16 protein-coding genes, 1 tRNA gene and 1 other RNA gene are annotated in these 15492 nt (G+C 72.6%); 6 read left to right on the top strand and 12 right to left on the bottom strand.

The features are described from left to right. Positions 1–59: 59 nt before the first annotated feature. On the bottom strand, positions 60–2318 hold the full coding sequence (locus tag ABZK10_RS15970; RefSeq protein ID WP_353810274.1) for a glycoside hydrolase domain-containing protein: 2259 nt from the start codon (positions 2316–2318) through the stop codon (positions 60–62). A gap of 211 nt (positions 2319–2529) precedes the next feature. On the opposite strand from ABZK10_RS15970, the gene ssrA reads away from it, so the two are divergent. Continuing rightward, positions 2530–2898, top strand: a transfer-messenger RNA (tmRNA) gene (gene ssrA, locus ABZK10_RS15965). A gap of 52 nt (positions 2899–2950) precedes the next feature. Here ssrA and ABZK10_RS15960 read toward each other — a convergent pair. Then, positions 2951–3097, bottom strand: a complete 147-nt coding sequence (locus ABZK10_RS15960; protein ID WP_353810273.1) for a hypothetical protein — start codon at positions 3095–3097, stop codon at positions 2951–2953. Between the two features lie 387 nt (positions 3098–3484). Here ABZK10_RS15960 and ABZK10_RS15955 point away from each other — a divergent pair, with 387 nt between their 5' ends. Together ABZK10_RS15955 and ABZK10_RS15950 are read left to right on the top strand one after the other, a co-directional pair. Continuing rightward, complete coding sequence (locus tag ABZK10_RS15955) at positions 3485–3679, top strand: hypothetical protein (protein ID WP_353810272.1); 195 nt, start codon at positions 3485–3487, stop codon at positions 3677–3679. Positions 3680–3743: 64 nt separating this feature from the next. After that, on the top strand, positions 3744–5534 hold the full coding sequence (locus tag ABZK10_RS15950) for a pyruvate kinase (protein ID WP_353810271.1): 1791 nt from the start codon (positions 3744–3746) through the stop codon (positions 5532–5534). A 66-nt stretch (positions 5535–5600) separates the two neighbouring features. Here the strand turns inward: ABZK10_RS15950 and ABZK10_RS15945 are convergent, their stop codons facing one another. Both ABZK10_RS15945 and ABZK10_RS15940 read right to left on the bottom strand, forming a co-directional pair. After that, positions 5601–6524: an LLM class F420-dependent oxidoreductase gene (locus tag ABZK10_RS15945; RefSeq protein WP_353810270.1), complete on the bottom strand. Its 924-nt coding sequence runs from the start codon at positions 6522–6524 to the stop codon at positions 5601–5603. Positions 6525–6594: 70 nt separating this feature from the next. Further along, positions 6595–7437 (bottom strand): inositol monophosphatase family protein, encoded by an 843-nt coding sequence (locus tag ABZK10_RS15940; protein ID WP_353810269.1) that lies wholly within the window; start codon positions 7435–7437, stop codon positions 6595–6597. Between the two features lie 139 nt (positions 7438–7576). Here ABZK10_RS15940 and ABZK10_RS15935 point away from each other — a divergent pair. Continuing rightward, positions 7577–7652 (top strand) — tRNA-Lys (locus tag ABZK10_RS15935). A 78-nt stretch (positions 7653–7730) separates the two neighbouring features. On the opposite strand, the gene ABZK10_RS15930 is transcribed toward ABZK10_RS15935, so the two are convergent. Then, complete coding sequence (locus ABZK10_RS15930) at positions 7731–8249, bottom strand: hypothetical protein (RefSeq protein ID WP_353810268.1); 519 nt, start codon at positions 8247–8249, stop codon at positions 7731–7733. Between the two features lie 227 nt (positions 8250–8476). Here ABZK10_RS15930 and ABZK10_RS15925 point away from each other — a divergent pair, with 227 nt between their 5' ends. Further along, positions 8477–10309, top strand: coding sequence for a DEAD/DEAH box helicase (locus ABZK10_RS15925; protein WP_353810267.1), 1833 nt, complete (start codon positions 8477–8479; stop codon positions 10307–10309). Here the strand turns inward: ABZK10_RS15925 and ABZK10_RS15920 are convergent. From ABZK10_RS15920 to ABZK10_RS15890, 7 genes are all read right to left on the bottom strand, one after another. Further along, complete coding sequence (locus ABZK10_RS15920; protein WP_353810266.1) at positions 10306–11472, bottom strand: RNA polymerase sigma factor; 1167 nt, start codon at positions 11470–11472, stop codon at positions 10306–10308. The two genes, ABZK10_RS15925 and ABZK10_RS15920, sit on opposite strands and share 4 nt — an antisense overlap. Continuing rightward, entirely contained in the window at positions 11469–11876 is a 408-nt protein-coding gene (locus ABZK10_RS15915) for a YciI family protein (RefSeq protein WP_353810265.1), read from the bottom strand. Before ABZK10_RS15915 ends, ABZK10_RS15920 begins: the two co-directional genes overlap by 4 nt. A 137-nt stretch (positions 11877–12013) precedes the next feature. After that, entirely contained in the window at positions 12014–12604 is a 591-nt protein-coding gene (locus ABZK10_RS15910; protein WP_353810264.1) for an energy-coupling factor transporter transmembrane component T family protein, read from the bottom strand. Continuing rightward, positions 12601–13281 carry an energy-coupling factor ABC transporter ATP-binding protein gene (locus ABZK10_RS15905; RefSeq protein WP_353810263.1) on the bottom strand — a complete coding sequence of 227 codons (681 nt, stop codon included), beginning with the start codon at positions 13279–13281 and terminating at the stop codon, positions 12601–12603. Before ABZK10_RS15905 ends, ABZK10_RS15910 begins: the two co-directional genes overlap by 4 nt. Further along, on the bottom strand, positions 13278–13958 hold the full coding sequence (locus ABZK10_RS15900; RefSeq protein WP_353810262.1) for a biotin transporter BioY: 681 nt from the start codon (positions 13956–13958) through the stop codon (positions 13278–13280). The genes ABZK10_RS15905 and ABZK10_RS15900 overlap by 4 nt, the downstream gene beginning before the upstream one ends. Before the next feature lie 123 nt (positions 13959–14081). Then, positions 14082–14507, bottom strand: a complete 426-nt coding sequence (locus ABZK10_RS15895; RefSeq protein WP_353810261.1) for a hypothetical protein — start codon at positions 14505–14507, stop codon at positions 14082–14084. Between the two features lie 106 nt (positions 14508–14613). After that, positions 14614–14802, bottom strand: coding sequence for a hypothetical protein (locus ABZK10_RS15890; RefSeq protein WP_353810260.1), 189 nt, complete (start codon positions 14800–14802; stop codon positions 14614–14616). A gap of 99 nt (positions 14803–14901) precedes the next feature. Between ABZK10_RS15890 and ABZK10_RS15885 the strand changes: the two genes are divergently transcribed. Beyond that, positions 14902–15492, top strand: coding sequence for a TetR/AcrR family transcriptional regulator (locus ABZK10_RS15885; RefSeq protein ID WP_353810259.1), 591 nt, complete (start codon positions 14902–14904; stop codon positions 15490–15492).

The raw sequence follows: 15492 nt of genomic DNA, 5'->3' as shown, positions 1-15492 counted from the left end.
CTGTGTGCGGACGGTGGACGGGTGGTGCGGTGGTGCGGTCGTGCGGTGGTGCGGTTCGGTCAGCGGACGGTGGTGGACGGCGGGCGGGTGAGGGTGCCCCACGCCGACGGCGTGTCGCCGAGCTCGAGCACGAGCTCGCCGCCGCGATGGAGCTCGTCGCCGCGCAGGTAGGTGCGTTCGAGCGCCGCGCCGTTGAGCGTCGCCGACTGCACGTACTGCGGCGGCCCGTCGTGCTCGGGCTCGCGGAACCCGCGGGTGCGCACGAAGAACGACTCCTCGCCGCCGATGCGGATCTCCGACTCGGCGAACGACGGGGCGTTGACGAGGAACCGGTTCTGGCCGGCGACGGGGAACACGCCGAGCGACGCCCAGACGTACCAGGAGCTGAGCCCGCCGGAGTCGTCGTTGCCGGGCAGTCCGCCGCGACCGGTGCCGAACTGCTGCTGCACGATCGCGTGCACGACCTCGGCGGTGCGGTCGGGGCGCCCAGCGTAGTGGTACGACCAGGGCGCCTCCATGTCGGGCTCGTTGTTGAGCCCCTCGAAGCGTCCGAGCGCGTAGCCCGCGGCCAGCTCGTCGGGGCCCGGGTCGACGCCCGGCTGGGTCACCGGGTCGGCGCCGTACCCGAAGAACGCGTCCAGCAGCTCGACGAACGCGTCGTCGCCGCCCGCGAGCCCGATGCGGCCGGCCATGTCGTGCACGAGCCGGAACGAGTAGTTGTGCTTGCTGCCCTCGTAGAACGTCGAGTCCACGAGCAGGCCGGATGCCGCGTCGAACGCGTTCACCCACTGCGCGGCGAGCGGGGCGAACTCGCGCACGAGCGCGCGGTCGCCGACCTTCGACGCGACCTTCGCGGTGCACCAGTACCCGAACGCCAGGTCGAGGGTGTGGCTGATGGGGTGCGCGACGCCGCGGAGCAGGAAGTCCTCGCCGTAGGTGCGCCGGAGGTCGTTGTGCATGTGCACGAGGGCCCAGTCCCAGTCGATGCCGGGCAGGTTCAGCTGAGCGAGGTCGGCGAGGAAGGTCTGCGCGAGCGCGCTGCCCTGCCGGGAGAACCGGTCGCTGCCGCGCGCCATCCGGTACCCGATGGGGAAGTTCCCCTCCTCCTCGCAGATGGTCAGCAGGGCGTTGCCGAGCTCGACCGCACGGTCGGGCATGAGTGCCGTGATCAGCGGGAGCTGCGTGCGGTAGATGTCCCACATGGTGCTGAGGTCGAACACGAACGGTCCGTCGGTGGGCCAGAACGGGCTCTCCTGCGGCGCGAGGCACGGCTTGATCAGCGAGTGGTACAGCGCCGTGCTGAACACGGTCTCCCGCTCGGCCGACGGCGTGTCGATCGCGATCGAGCGCAGCTGTTTGCGCCACGCCTTCTGGGTGCGCTCGCGGCGGTAGCCGAACCGGTTCGCCCCCGAGCCGCAGTCGCGACGGAGGTTCTCCCGGGCCTGCTCGACGCCGCGCAGCGAGAACCCGATGCGGATTTCGATGGTCTGGCCCGCCTCGCTCGGTCCCGCCCACATGAGCCCGAACGGGCGCAGCGTCGTCGGACGGATGTGGTCGAAGTCCAGGCGTGTGCCGCCGGGCATCAGCCGCCGGTCGTACCAGAGCATCTGGCGCCACAGGTGCTCGTCGCACTCGATGTAGACCGACAGCGGCGTGCCCTCGACGACGATCTCGCCCTGGGCGATGCCGGGCGCCACCGTCTCGAGGTGCGCGCGCAGCGGAATGGTGGAGCCGTACGGGATCGAGAGCCCGCCCAGCGAGAAGTCGATGACGATGCGCGCGTTGTCGTGCCGCGGGAACGTGTAGCGGTGCACCGCGCTCTTGGGGCCGACGGTGGTCTCCGAGCGCACGCCCGAGTCGAGCATCGCCGCGTAGTACCCCGGCTCGGCCTCCTCGTCCTCGATGCGCCAGGTGCGGCCCAGCACGTCGAGGGGCTCCAGCATCGGCGTGATGCGGAAGTAGTTGTAGTACTTGCGGATCGCGCCCGTGCCCGACTGCTGGAAGTGCGTGAAGCCGGATGCCACGGGCTCGTCGTGGATCGTGCGGGGCACGCCCTCCGTGTTGAGGTCGTAGCGCCCGTACCCCGTGGGGTAGGCGCCGGAGTACGCGCAGGCGGACACCATGCCGAGCGGGTAGGTCGCACCGGGGTGCGTGTTGCCCACCTGGGGCTTCGCCCACCACCAGGTCGCGGCGAGTCCGGTCTGCTCCGGGAGGGAGGTGACCTCGGTTCCGATGAACGGGTCGACGCGGTCGATCATGCCGCTGCTCCCGTCGTCGTCGTCGGCTGCGGCCGGGTGGTTCCGGTGGTGCCCATGCATGGACGCTAGGTGCGCAATGTGTTGATCGCATTACGTACGTGTGACGGGCTGGCGTCGAGGCATCCGCTGCCCTCGGGCCCGTGCGACGCGCCATGGCGGAATGGCGGACCGGCGCGGGAGGTTGTATCCTGAAAGGCCGCGCACCCCGGAGGGGTCGCGGGAAACGACAACTCCACAGCGTGCGACGACGACCCGCCATTCGGCGGCTCATGGGGATGATCGGTTTCGACATTGCCTGTGTGCCCACGAGAAGCGGGCCGAGGATGCAGAGTTATCTCGTAAACGCCCTCTGCGAACCAATAACTGCCAATAAGCCGCAGTCTGACTACGCCCTCGCTGCTTAAGCGAGCCCGTTAGTCCGTCAGTCCGGGTCTGTTCCCGCCCCGGTCCCTGGCGTCATCTAGGGAACTCGCTGCACGACGTCGCCTGAGCGTCGTGCGGGACTTTACTCAGGCTGGGCCTGTCGACTTGGATGCCTGTGGCAAAGGTCGGGGCCGAGCAGAACGCCACACAGGCTGCGCCCGGAGAATGCGTGGAATCTCAGCGATGGACGGGGGTTCAATTCCCCCCATCTCCACCACCGGTCGTCGTCGCACGCTGCGGGGCTGTACCTCGAACGCCGTGGTCCGGCGTCAGTTGGCCGTGGCCGGGTCCTCGCCCACGCCCGCGAGCGTGCCCGTCGTGAGGCCCTCGGGGTCGAACGCGATGCAGAGCACGCGGCGGTCGTGCTGGTCCTCCCAGCTGCCCTCGGACGGAGCGAAGTTGTACCAGGAGTGCATCGACTCCTCCCACGGGACGCCGATGAACGTCGCGAACGCCGCGTCGCACTCCTCGAGTGAGCGGGTAGAGCTCCTCGGTCGACGGGCGGGACGTCGTGCCGGTCTGCAGTTCGAACTCGTGGAACGCCTCGCCGTGGTGCGGATCCGAGCACGGCATCACTGGCACCACGTCGATGAGGCCCTCCGGGCCGACGTCTCCCACGCAGTCGCCGACGCGGATGTCGCTCGCCGTCCGCACGCCCGACTCGGTGATCGGTTCGGGTGTCGGGGGGAGCTCGACGATGCCGCCCGGGCGGAAGGCGTCGGCGATGATCGAGCACCCGGTGAGCATCGCCGCGGCGGCGCCGGTCAGCGCGAGGGCCCCGAGCATGCTGACGAGGGGACGTCGTGCGGGCACCGGTGCTCCGATCTCGCGGTGGGCCTGCAGCGTATCCGCGGCCGGCACCTGCGAGGAGCCTGTCCACAGGCCGGCTCGGCGGGCACGCGTACGCGATCGACGACGCCACCGCGTTCCGCGTGGTCTACGGCGAGGTCGACGTGGTCTCCGAGGGCACGTGGCGGTACTTCCCGCCGGCCGGCTGAGCCCGGTGCGCCCCGGGGCTGACCGGGCCGCCCGTGATGGGTATCGTCGGTCGGGGAGGCCGACATGGGGGAGTCACGCGCGGAGCGCCTGCGCGCGCTGCGCGAGGAGGTGGCGGGCTTGCGGGACGCCGCGCTCGCGGCGGAGCGCGCGGCCGACGAGCGCATCGCCCGGGTCGACCCGATCCACCGCGACGGTGCGGCGAACCTCGTGCACTACCTCGCGCTGCGCGCCCGCGACCTGCGCCCGCTGCAGGGTCGCCTGACCGCCGAGGGGCTCTCGTCGCTCGGCCGCATGGAGGCGGGCGTCGTGCGCAACCTGGACGCCGTGCTGCGCATGCTCGACGACGTGCTCGGCGCGCCGGTGGCCGATCTCGCCGAGGACGACCCGCACGACGCACGCCTGCGCCAGAACGCCGCCGCGCTCCTCGGCGGACTGCCCGACGACCGCAGCACGCGCATCATGGTGACGCTCCCCGCGAGCGCGGCCGACGACGCCGGCGAGGTCGCCGCGTTCGCCGCCGCCGGCATGGACCTCGCACGCATCAACTGCGCGCACGACGGCCCCGAGGCGTGGCGGCGCATGGCCGCCCACGTGCGCGCTGCGGGCCCGGGCATCCCGGTCGCGATGGACCTCGCCGGGCCGAAGCTCCGCACCGGGCCGATCGCGGCGGGCCCCCGGGTGGTCAGGGTCAAGCCGGTCCGCGACGAGCTCGGTCGGGTCGAGACGCCCGCGCACGTGCGGCTGACCGCGCCGGGCACGGCCGCCGACCTCGCCGCCGGGGTGCCGTCGGTGCCGGTGACGGATGCGGGCTGGCTGCGCCGGCGCGCACCCGGCGACGTGGTGCGCCTCACCGACACCCGCGGCCGTTCCCGGCGCCTGCGCGTCGAGGAGCGCGTCGGCGACGAAGTGCTGCTGCGCGGCGATCGCACGTCGTACCTCGCGACGGGCATGGTGCTCGCCGTCGAGGACGCCCGCACGACGATCGGGGTGCTGCCCGCACGGGCCCAGGCGCATCGGGTGCATGCGGGCGACACCATCACGCTCACCGCCGACCTCGCGCCGGCGGAGCCGACCGCGGGCCCGCACCACCGCATCGGCTGCACGCTCCCCGAGGTGTTCGTCGTACTGCGCCCCGGCCAGCGCGTGGCCTTCGACGACGGGGCGATCACCGGCGTCGTGCGGGAGGTGGCGGAGCGCTCCGCCGAGGTCGAGGTCACCCGCGCGGCTCCCGGCGGCACGAAGCTGCGCGCGGAGAAGGGCATCAACCTGCCCGACACCGACCTGCCGGTCTCGGCGCTCACGGCCGACGACCGGCACGCGCTCGATCACGTGGTCGCGATCGCCGACCTCGTGCAGTTGTCGTTCGTGCGCCGCGAGAACGACGTGCGCGAGCTCGCCGACGAGCTCGACGTCCGCGGTGCCGACCGGCTCGGCGTGGTCGTGAAGATCGAGACCACCCGGGGCTTCGCCGCGCTGCCCGAGATCCTCCTCGAACTCATGCGCCGCCCCCGTGTGGGCGTGATGATCGCGCGCGGCGACCTCGGCGTCGAGGCGGGGTTCGAGCGCCTCGCCGAGCTGCAGGAGGAGATGCTCTGGCTCTGCGAGGCCGCGCGCGTGCCGGTCATCTGGGCGACCGAGGTGCTCGACACGCTCGCCGACACGGGCGTGCCGACGCGTGCCGAGGTCACGGATGCGGCCGCCGGCGATCGCGCGGAGTGCGTCATGCTCAACAAGGGGCCGTACATGCCCGAGGCGATCCGCACGCTCGACGACATCCTCACCCGCATGCACGGGCACCTCGACAAGAAGCGCCCGCTGCTGCGCCGGCTGCGGTCGTTCCAGCGCGACGGGTGAGCCCCGGTCTCCGTCCGGCGCAGCGGGGCATCCGCTCGACTCGGATGCCCCGTGGCCGCGCCCGGCTCAGCCCAGCTTCGGCAGCACCTCGGCCGCGATGAGCTCCAGGTGGTCGAGGTCGGTCATGTCGATGGTCTGCAGGTAGACGCGGTCGGCGCCGAGCTCGCGCAGGCGGCCGAGCTTGTCGACGACCTGCTGCGGGGTGCCGGCGATGTTGACGTCGGCGAACGTCTCGGGGTCGCCGCCGACGGCGAGCACCCGGCGGCGGTACTCCGCGTCGGACTCGGCGACGACCGTGGGCAGCGCCGCGGAGTACTTCAGGTCGGCCGGGTCGCGCCCCTCCTGCTCGCACGCCTCGCGCACCCGCGCGAAGTTCTCGGCGAGTTCCGCCTCGCTCACGAACCCGCGGTTGAACTCGGTCGCGTACCGGGCCGCGAGCTGCGGCGTCTTGCGCGGGCCGCCGCCGCCGACGATGACGGGCACGCGCTCCTGCGCCGGCTTCGGCAGCGCGGGGGAGTCCGTGAGCGCGTAGTGCGCGCCGTCGAAGTCGAACCGCTCGCCCACGGGCGTGCCCCAGAGGCCGGTCACGATCGCGAGCTGCTCCTCGAGCATGCCGAAGCGGCGCTCGGGGAACGGCAGGCCGTAGGCCGCGTGCTCGGCGCCGTACCATCCGGTGCCGAGGCCGAGCTCGGCCCGCCCGCCCGACATGGCGTCGACCTGCGCGACCTGGATCGCGAGCAGCCCCGGGTACCGGTAGGTCACCGACGAGACCAGCGTGCCGAGCCGCACCCGCTCGGTCTCGCGTGCGAGGCCCGCGAGCGTCGTCCAGGCGTCGGTCGGCCCGGGCATGCCGTCGCCCGGGCCCATGACCAGATAGTGGTCGGAGCGGAACCAGCCGTCGAAGCCCAGCCGCTCGGCCGCCTGCGCGTGGGCCAGCTGGGTGTCGTAGCTCGCGCCCTGCTGGGGCTCGGTGAAGACGCAGTACTCCATGGATTCCTCTCGGTTCGGATGCCCGTGCGCGACCGTGCGCGACCGGGTCGTTCAGTTCGGTCGGGCGGGTTCAGCGGGTGCCGTGGCCCAGCACGTCGAGCACGCCGTCGTGCAGCAGGCCGTTGGTCGCGAGCGACGACCCGCTCCACGGGCCCGGCGTGCCGTCGATGCTCGTGAAGCGCCCGCCGGCCTCCTCGACGATCGGCACGAGCGCAGCGAGGTCGTAGACCTTCACGTCGAACTCGCCCGTGATGTCGATGAGGCCGTCGGCGAGCAGCATGTACGACCACATGTCGCCGTACGCGCGGTCGCGCCAGACGCGGCCCTGCAGGTCGAGCAGGCGCTCGAGGTACCCGGCGTCGCGCCACTGGGCGAGGCTCTGGAAGCTGAGCGACGCGTCGGCGAGGTCGGCGACCTGCGAGACGTGCATGCGGCGGGGGGCTCCCGACGCGGATGCCCCGGGGTCGGCGTCCGCCGCGTGCCCGCGCTCGGCGTCGGACGACACGGTCCAGGCCCCCGACCCGGCGGCGGCCCACCAGCGGCGGCCCATCGCGGGCGAGGAGACGACGCCCACCACGGGCACGTCGTCGATCGCGAGCGCGATGAGCGTCGCCCACACGGGCACGCCGCGCAGGAAGTTCGCGGTGCCGTCGATGGGGTCGATGATCCAGCGGCGGGTGCCGGGCCCCTCGGTGCCGTACTCCTCGCCGATCACGCCGTCGTCGGGGCGCGCCTCGGCGAGCCGGTCGCGGATCGCGCGCTCCACCGCGAGGTCGGCCTCGGTGACGGGGGAGCGGTCGGGCTTGGTCTGCACGTCGAGGTCGACGGCGCGGAAGCGGCCCAGCGAGACCCGGTCGGCGATCTCGGCGAGTTCGAGGGCGAGTGCGAGGTCGTCGGCGTGCGGTGCGGTCACCCGTTCAGGCTATCCATCGTCCGTCGGCGGTGCACGCGAGGGCGGCCTGCGACGCGCCGTGGGCGTCGATTGGCGCGAAGGCGGTTCGTGATGCTACCGTTATCCCTCGGTTCGAGTTGCGAAAACGTCGGACCGGAACGCACCTCTAGCTCAATCGGCAGAGCAACTGACTCTTAATCAGTGGGTTCAGGGTTCAAGTCCCTGGGGGTGCACCAGCAGAAGCCCGGTCGGTACGTCCGACCGGGCTTCCGTCGTTCCCGGGGGCCTTCGTCCGCCCCGAGGCATCCGCTCGCCTAGACCGAGAGCTGTGCGCCGCCCGCGCCGGTCGCGGTCGCGGCGATGTCGACGATCCCGGCGGGCAGCAACGTGTACCGGTGCTCCGGCAGCACGGTGGCGTTGAGCGTCAGCTCGAGGCTGCTGCCCGCGGCGGCCAGTGGACCGGCCTGCACCGAGTGGCGGGAGCCCTCGAGGCCCGAGGTCGGAGTCACGTTCTGCCCCGTCCACGCGCCGGTGTAGTAGTCGGGGTCGAGCGTGAACACGACCGCGACGAGCCGCCCGAACGGCTCGTTCGGGTTGACGGCCGGGTCGAGTCCGAGGATCACGCGGATCGTATCGACCTCGTTCGCCTGCTGCCTGCCCACGTCGTTGCGCAGGTAGAGCTGCCAGAGCGGGGCGGATGCCGCCGCGAGCGGCACCGCAGCGGCGATGGCGATCACCGGGGTGCTCCAGGTCGCGGCGCGCAGCACGGTGCGCCGGCTCGGGCCGATGGGCCGGGTGTTCTGGCGCACGGTGGCGCCGGACGGTCTCGTCATGTCGAGACCTCCGTTCGGAGCGTCACGACCGGCGCCGGGGCAGGGTCCGTCATGGCCTCCCCCAAGGCCGGTGATGGATCAGTGGAACTGGACGTCCGCTTCCACGCTCACACGTCGACGGATGTCGGGGAAGTCGTCATTTCGGAGGACAGCGTCCGTTCGGTGCGGGTGGGCGCCGGGCCCGCGCGCGTCCGACGATCACACAGGTTGCCGCACTACCCTGAACTGTGACTTCCACCGATGCCCCCGTCGAGGCAGCGGCTCCCGCCGAGCCCGCCGCGACCACCTTCTCCGACCTCGGACTCGACGGCGCGGTGCTGAAGGCACTCGACGACGTGGGGTACGAGACCCCCTCGGCGATCCAGGCCGCGACCATCCCGACGCTCCTCTCGGGGCGCGACGTGGTCGGCCTCGCGCAGACCGGCACCGGCAAGACGGCGGCGTTCGCGCTGCCCATCCTCGCGCGGCTCGACCTCGACCAGAAGCAACCGCAGGCGCTCGTGCTCGCGCCGACCCGCGAGCTGGCGCTGCAGGTGTGCGAGGCGTTCGAGAAGTACGCCGCGCGGCTGCGCGGCGTGCACATCCTGCCCGTCTACGGCGGCCAGGGCTACGGGGTGCAGCTCTCGGCGCTCCGCCGCGGCGTGCACATCGTCGTCGGCACGCCCGGTCGCATCATGGACCACCTCGACAAGGGCACGCTCGACCTGTCGGAGCTGAAGTACCTCGTGCTCGACGAGGCCGACGAGATGCTGAAGATGGGCTTCGCCGAGGACGTCGAGACGATCCTCGCCGACACGCCCGACGACAAGCAGGTCGCGCTGTTCTCGGCGACGATGCCCGCCGCGATCCGCCGCATCTCCAAGCAGTACCTCCACGACCCGGAGGAGATCACGGTCAAGGCGAAGACCCAGACCTCCGCGAACATCACCCAGCGCTACCTGGTCGTCTCGTACGCCCAGAAGGTCGATGCGCTCACCCGCATCCTCGAGGTCGAGAACTTCGAGGGCATGATCATCTTCGTCCGCACCAAGAACGTCACCGAGGAGCTCGCCGAGAAGCTCCGCGCCCGCGGCTACTCGGCGCAGGCCATCAACGGCGACGTGCCGCAGGCCCAGCGCGAGCGCACGGTCAACCAGCTGAAGTCGGGCAAGCTCGACATCCTGGTGGCGACGGATGTCGCGGCGCGCGGCCTCGACGTCGAGCGCATCAGCCACGTGGTGAACTTCGACATCCCGACCGACAGCGAGCCGTACGTGCACCGCATCGGCCGCACCGGGCGCGCCGGCCGCACCGGCGACGCGATCAGCTTCGTGACGCCGCGCGAGCGCGGCCTGCTGAACCGCATCGAGAAGGCAACCCGCCAGCCGATCGAGCAGATGCAGCTGCCCAGCGTCGACGACGTGAACGTCACCCGCCTCGCCCGGTTCGACGACCGCATCACCGCGGCACTCGAGCAGGCGGAGCGCATCGACGGGTTCCGCGACATCATCGCCCACTACGTCGAGCACCACGACGTGCCCGAGACCGACGTCGCCGCCGCGCTCGCGGTCGTGGCGCAGGGCGACTCGCCGCTGCTCATGGAGCCCGAGCCCGAGCGCCCGCGGCGCGAGCGCGACGACCGGCCGCCGCGCGAGCGCGACGACCGCGGCGAGCGCGGGCCCCGGCCCCGTCGTGGCAGCGGCAAGCCGATGGCCTCGTATCGCATCGCGGTCGGCAAGCGGCACCGCGTGGAGCCTCGACAGATCGTCGGCGCGCTCGCGAACGAGGGCGGGCTGCAGCGCGACGACTTCGGCGCGATCCAGATCCTCCCGGCGTTCTCGCTGGTCGAACTGCCCGCCGACCTGCCCGACGCCGTGCTCGACCGGCTCTCGGGCACGCGCATCTCGGGCAGGCTCATCGAGCTGCGCCTCGACACCGGTGGGCCGAAGGGCCGCCGAGACGGCGACCGCGGCCCGCGTGGGGCGCGCGAGGACCGCGGCTCCTGGAAGCCGCGCGGCGACCGCGACGACCGCGGCTCGCGCGACGACCGGCCGGCCCGCAAGCCGCGCCACAAGGGCTAGCCCGCCGACGCCGCTCCGGGCGTCGGCCCGCGGAGCTCTGCGGCGCGCCGACGCAGGTACTCCTGCTCGAGCACGCTGGTTGCGCGGCGGGCGGCCTCGTCGTACTCGACCACGGCGGCATCCACCTCTCCGGCCCGTTCCAGCAGGTAGGCGCGCGCGGCATGGGCGCGCGGCAGGTCCGGGTCCAGCGCGCCGAGCGCGGCCAGGCCCGAGCGCGGTCCGTCGGCTTCGCCCACGGCGATCGCGCGACCGAGTCGCACGACCGGGGAGTCGGCGAGCCCGACCAGCTCGTCGTACCACTCGACGATCTGCACCCAGTCGGTCTCCGCAGCGGTCGGCGCATCCGCGTGGAGCGCCGCGATCGCGGCCTGCGCCTGATACTGCCCGAGGCGGTCGCGCGCGAGCGCACGCTGCAGGATCTCGATCCCCTCGCCGATCGCGTCGGCATCCCACCGCGCGCGGTCCTGGTCGGCGAGCGGCACGAGTCGCCCGTCGACGACGCGGGCGGCCCGCCGCGAGTGGTGCAGCAGCATGAGGCTCAGCAGGCCCTGCACCTCGGCCTCGTCGGTCAGGAGCGCGAGCTGGCGAGTGACCCGGATCGCCTCGTCGGCGAGGTCGACGTCGCCCGAGTAGCCCTCGTTGAACAGCAGGTACAGCACGCGCAGCACCCGCGACAGGTCGCCCGGCTGATCGAGGGGGAGGCCCGCGAGGTGCTGCTTCGCCCTGCCGATGCGCTGCGCCATCGTCGCCTCGGGCACGAGGAAGGCGTCCGCGATCTGTCGCGTCGTCAGCCCGGCGATCGCACGCAGCGTCAGGGCGATCGCCGTTGTCGGGGTGAGCACCGGGTGCGCGCAGAGGAAGTAGAGCCGGAGCGTGTCGTCGTGCCCGACCGGCGGGCCGGGCTCGGGCTCCCGGGCGATCCGCTCCTCGCGCGAGGATCGTGCCTGATCGCTGCGCACCTGGTCGATGAACGCGTGCCAGGCCGTCGTGACGAGCCACGCGCGCAGGTCGCGCACCTCCGTGAGGTCGGATCGCTCGAGTGCGCGCACGAGCGCGGTCTGCACGGCATCCTCGGCCGACGCGAAGTCGGCTCCGCGCCGGACGAGGATGGCGACGACCTCGGGGATCGCTCGGCGGAGCGCCGATCCGACCCCGTCGGTCATGGAGCGTCGACGGGCGGCGCGCTCATCACCTCGCGCACCTCGAGCCACTCGCCGAGCGGCTCTCCGCCGGCCCACGGCGCGGCGGACAGTTCGCCGGCCAGTTCCACGGCCCGGTCGTACGTGTCGACCTCGACGAGCATCCAGCCCGCGATGAGGTCCTTCGTCTCCGCGAACGGGCCGTCCACCACGGGCGGCCGGCCCTCGCCGTCGAAGCGGATCCACGCGCCGTCCATCGCGAGCCCCTCCGACGAGACCAGCTCACCGGAGGCGACGAGGCGCTGCTCCATGTCGTGCATGTACCCCACGTGCGCCGCCCACTCCTCGGGGGTGAGCTGATCCATCGGCGCGGGGTTCAGGGCGGGTCGCCCACCGCGGTAGTGCTTGAGCATCAGGTACTTCGGCATGTCTGCCTCCCGTTCGGTGCGGCCCATTCTGGCCGCTTCGGGGAGGAGACGGAACCGGTGCGACGTTCTCGACATCCGGTGACGGATGCGTCGGGAGTCGAGGCCCGCCGGGCGGCACGCCGCGCCGTCGCATTCGCTCAGTCGTCGTAGCCGCGCGCGACGAGGGCCTCGCCGAACGCGTCGGCCGTGCGCAGCGAACGCACGATCATCGGCACCGCGATCGCACGGAGCGACCTGCCGGCCCCGCGCGCACGACGCGCGTCGAGCACGTCGCGCACGATCTGCGCGAGCAGCGGCACGCAGCGGATGGTGAGCGCCAGCACCAGGCCGACCCGCTCCGCATCGACCCACGGCACGCGGCGGAGGGCCGCCTGCACCGTGTCGAGCAGCGCCTCGACGCGCGTGGTCATGGTGAACACCGCGGCGAGCGTGACCGCCGTGAGGATGCGCAGTCCCATCGCGGCGGCGTCCGTCCAGGTGCCGAACCACGCCGCGACCGGCACCGCGATCGCCAGGAGCCACAGCACCGGGGCCACCTGGCGCGCGGCCTCGCGCACCGGCAGGCGCGCGAGCAGCACGAGACCGCAGGACAGCGCGAACGCGACCCCGAGCCACACGGGGTCGCGCAGCACCGCCAGCACGGTCACGGTCGCGGCCAGCAGCACGAGCTTCACGCCCGGCCGCATCCGATGCAGCACCGAGGTGCCCGGGATGACGGTGCCGATCACCCGACCAGCTCCCGGTAGGCGTCGAGGGCCGCCGCAGGCGCGTCGTCGGCGACGATGCGGCCGGCCTCGACGACGATCACCCGGTCGAAGTCGTGCAGCGCGTCGAGCTGGTGCGTCACCATCAGCAGCTGTTGCGGGAGCGCCGCCAGGTGCTCGCCGACGATGCGCGCGTTGCGCGCATCGAGCAGCGTCGTGGGCTCGTCGGCCACGAGCACCTCCGGGCGGGCGACCAGCACCGACGCGAGCGCGAGCAGCTGCTTCTGGCCACCCGAGAGGCGATGCGCCGGCCGGTCGGCCAGGTCGGTCAGACCGAAGGCGTCGAGCGCCTCGTCGACCCGCGCGGCCGCCTCGGCGGTCGGCAGCCGGTGGCGGCGCAGGGTGAACGCGACGTCCTCGCGCACCGTCGGCATGACGATCTGGTTGTCGGGATCGGTGAAGACGAAGCCCACCCGGCGGCGCACCTCGCGCCCCTGCCGCGCCACGTCGAGCCCGTCGACGAGCACCCGGCCCGACGTGGGCTGCACGAGCCCGTTGACCATGCGCGCCAGGGTCGACTTGCCCGAGCCGTTGGCCCCGACGATGCCGATGCGGCGCTCGGTCAGGCGCAGCGAGACGTCATCGAGCACCGGCACGTCGCCGAAGCGGTGCCGGACCTGCTCGAAGACGATCTCGGTCATGCCGACGGGCGGTCGTCCCGCTCGGCGGGAGGGGCGTAGGCGGCGTCGCCGGATGCTGCTGCGGGCGTGGCCCCGCCCGCGGCATCCGCTTCCGTGGCCGCGGTCGCCCACGGCCAGGGCTTCGGCTCGATGATGCCCGGCCAGGCGCGGTGCACGGCTGCGGCGACGAGCACCGTCACGACGACCTTGATGACGTCGCCCGGGATGAACGCGAGCGCGCCGAGCGCGGCGGCGTCGACCGGGATGCCGACCGAGACCGCGGTCCACGGCACGCCGACCAGGTAGATCGCGACGATGCCGCCGAGCGCGGTCACGAGGAGCGCGGGCAGGATGCGGTAGCGGGGGAGGAGGCGCGCGGTGCCCCAGCCGATGACGAAGGCGCCCAGGATGAACCCGAGCAGGTAGCCGCCCGTCGGGCCGACGAAGACCGCCAGGCCGCCGCGGCCGCCCGGCAGGATCGGCAGGCCGATGAGGGCGAGCACGACGTACGTCGTGACGGCCAGGGTGCCCTTGCGGGCCCCCAGGATCGCGCCGGCGAGCATGACGCCGAGGGTCTGGAGGGTGATCGGCACGCCGAGCGACCCGATGGGGATCGCGCCCGGCAGGCTGAGGCCGGCGATGAGGGCGGCGAACACCGCGATCTGGGCGAGATCGCGGACGGTGGATCGTGCACGCATGAGGAGGTCCTGTCGGTCGAGTGGATCGGCGGTTCTCACGTTAGGCAGCGCGGGGTGCGCGCCGCTCGCATGGCCGTACAATAACGGGGCCCGGAATTTTCACCCGGGGCTTCTGCGCGTTCGCTAGGCCGCGTCGGCGGTCTCGAGCTCGTCGGCCGGGGCCGGCGAGATGTCGAGCGCGCTGGCCGGCTCCGGGGCATCCGTCGGGTCGGCCCACACGACCAGCGGCTCCGGCGTCCAGCTGAGCGCCATCTCGCTGATGTGCGCCGCGTGCGCGGCGTCGCCCTCCGCGTGCGCATCGGCCTGGGTGGCGAGGATGTCGCGGGTCAGCTCGGCCGCGATCTGGTGCGTGACCATGGCCCGGAAGATGCCGTCGGTGTCGTCCTCGGTGCGGCGCACCAGCGTCCAGGTGCCCGACGCGCCGATGAACTCCGCGAGCCGCGCGTTCAGCAGGTCGAACACCTGCTCGCCGGTCAGGGTGATCTGCTTCGGCGTCGCCTCGGCGGCTGCGGCGGCTCGCGCCTTGCGGCGCCGACGGCGGCGGAACATGCGGGCCCCTTCCGGGAGTGGTACGACTGCTGCAACCAGTGTCGTATGCCGCCGCGCTCCCGCATCCCCGACACGCCGCCCCTGTGGACGGCGGCGAGGCCGGACCTCAGTCCTCGAGCTCCTCCAGCGCGTACTCGTCGGCGACCGTGCCGATCGCGACCGCGAGGCTCGCCGCCCAGGCGACCCACATCAGCGCCAGCCGCCAGTCCCTCGGCCCGCTGGCCGTCGCGCGGATCACGCCGACGCCGCTCACGAGCGAACTGATCACTGCACCGCTGAAGAGGTACTTGCGCATGCGCCCCACGCTACCGCCATGTGACGCGAGCCTGAGAGCAACCTTCGAATCCGACCGATCGGACAGTTCCTGACCGATCGGTCAGCCTACGCTGCTGTGGTGACCACGACGACGCCCGCGGGCCGCACGCGCCCGAGCGACGAACTGCGCCTGGCCGCCCTGCGGCACTTCGCGGCGAGCGGCTTCGGCGGCGCCTCGCTCCAGCAGATCGCCGACGACGCGGGCTACGCGAAGTCGAGCGTGCTGTACCACTTCGGGTCGAAGGAGGCGCTGCTCGAGGCGGCCGTCGCGCCCGCCCTCGAGGCGCTCGACTCGGTCGTCGGCGAGCTCGAGGCATCCGACCTCGACGCCGACGCCTGGGTGCGGTTCCGCGAACGGTTCATCGACGTGCTGCTCGCGCACCGGCTCGAGCTGTTCACCTTCATCAACCACCGCACCTCGCTCGTCGGCATCCCGCTGTGCGATCGCACCGACGCCGTCATCCGGCGGCTCACCGACCTCATCTTCGCCCAGCGTCCCAACGCCGAGGACCGGCTGCGCTTCGGCATCGCGCTCGGCGGCGCCGCCTACGCCCTGGCCTCCGGCATGACGTACCGCGGCGAGACCGAGTTCGCCCAGGACGACGTGGTCCGGCCGGCGCTCAACCGCATCGTCGGCGAACTGCTCCAACCCGTCACCGCACAGCGATAA

It is taken from the genome of Agromyces sp. SYSU T00194, assembly GCF_040496035.1.
Lineage (GTDB): Bacteria > Actinomycetota > Actinomycetes > Actinomycetales > Microbacteriaceae > Agromyces > Agromyces chitinivorans.
The sequence above is the reverse complement of the archived record's forward strand: the minus strand, read 5'-3'. Positions and strand labels throughout refer to the sequence as shown.

Coding starts and splice junctions, on each gene's coding strand:
- ABZK10_RS15970 (WP_353810274.1), bottom strand. CDS start 2,318: ATGCATGGGCACCACCGGAACCACCCGGCCGCAGCCGACGACGACGAC.
- ABZK10_RS15960 (WP_353810273.1), bottom strand. CDS start 3,097: ATGCACTCCTGGTACAACTTCGCTCCGTCCGAGGGCAGCTGGGAGGAC.
- ABZK10_RS15950 (WP_353810271.1), top strand. CDS start 3,744: ATGGGGGAGTCACGCGCGGAGCGCCTGCGCGCGCTGCGCGAGGAGGTG.
- ABZK10_RS15945 (WP_353810270.1), bottom strand. CDS start 6,524: ATGGAGTACTGCGTCTTCACCGAGCCCCAGCAGGGCGCGAGCTACGAC.
- ABZK10_RS15930 (WP_353810268.1), bottom strand. CDS start 8,249: ATGACGAGACCGTCCGGCGCCACCGTGCGCCAGAACACCCGGCCCATC.
- ABZK10_RS15920 (WP_353810266.1), bottom strand. CDS start 11,472: ATGACCGACGGGGTCGGATCGGCGCTCCGCCGAGCGATCCCCGAGGTC.
- ABZK10_RS15915 (WP_353810265.1), bottom strand. CDS start 11,876: ATGCCGAAGTACCTGATGCTCAAGCACTACCGCGGTGGGCGACCCGCC.
- ABZK10_RS15905 (WP_353810263.1), bottom strand. CDS start 13,281: ATGACCGAGATCGTCTTCGAGCAGGTCCGGCACCGCTTCGGCGACGTG.
- ABZK10_RS15900 (WP_353810262.1), bottom strand. CDS start 13,958: ATGCGTGCACGATCCACCGTCCGCGATCTCGCCCAGATCGCGGTGTTC.
- ABZK10_RS15895 (WP_353810261.1), bottom strand. CDS start 14,507: ATGTTCCGCCGCCGTCGGCGCCGCAAGGCGCGAGCCGCCGCAGCCGCC.
- ABZK10_RS15890 (WP_353810260.1), bottom strand. CDS start 14,802: ATGCGCAAGTACCTCTTCAGCGGTGCAGTGATCAGTTCGCTCGTGAGC.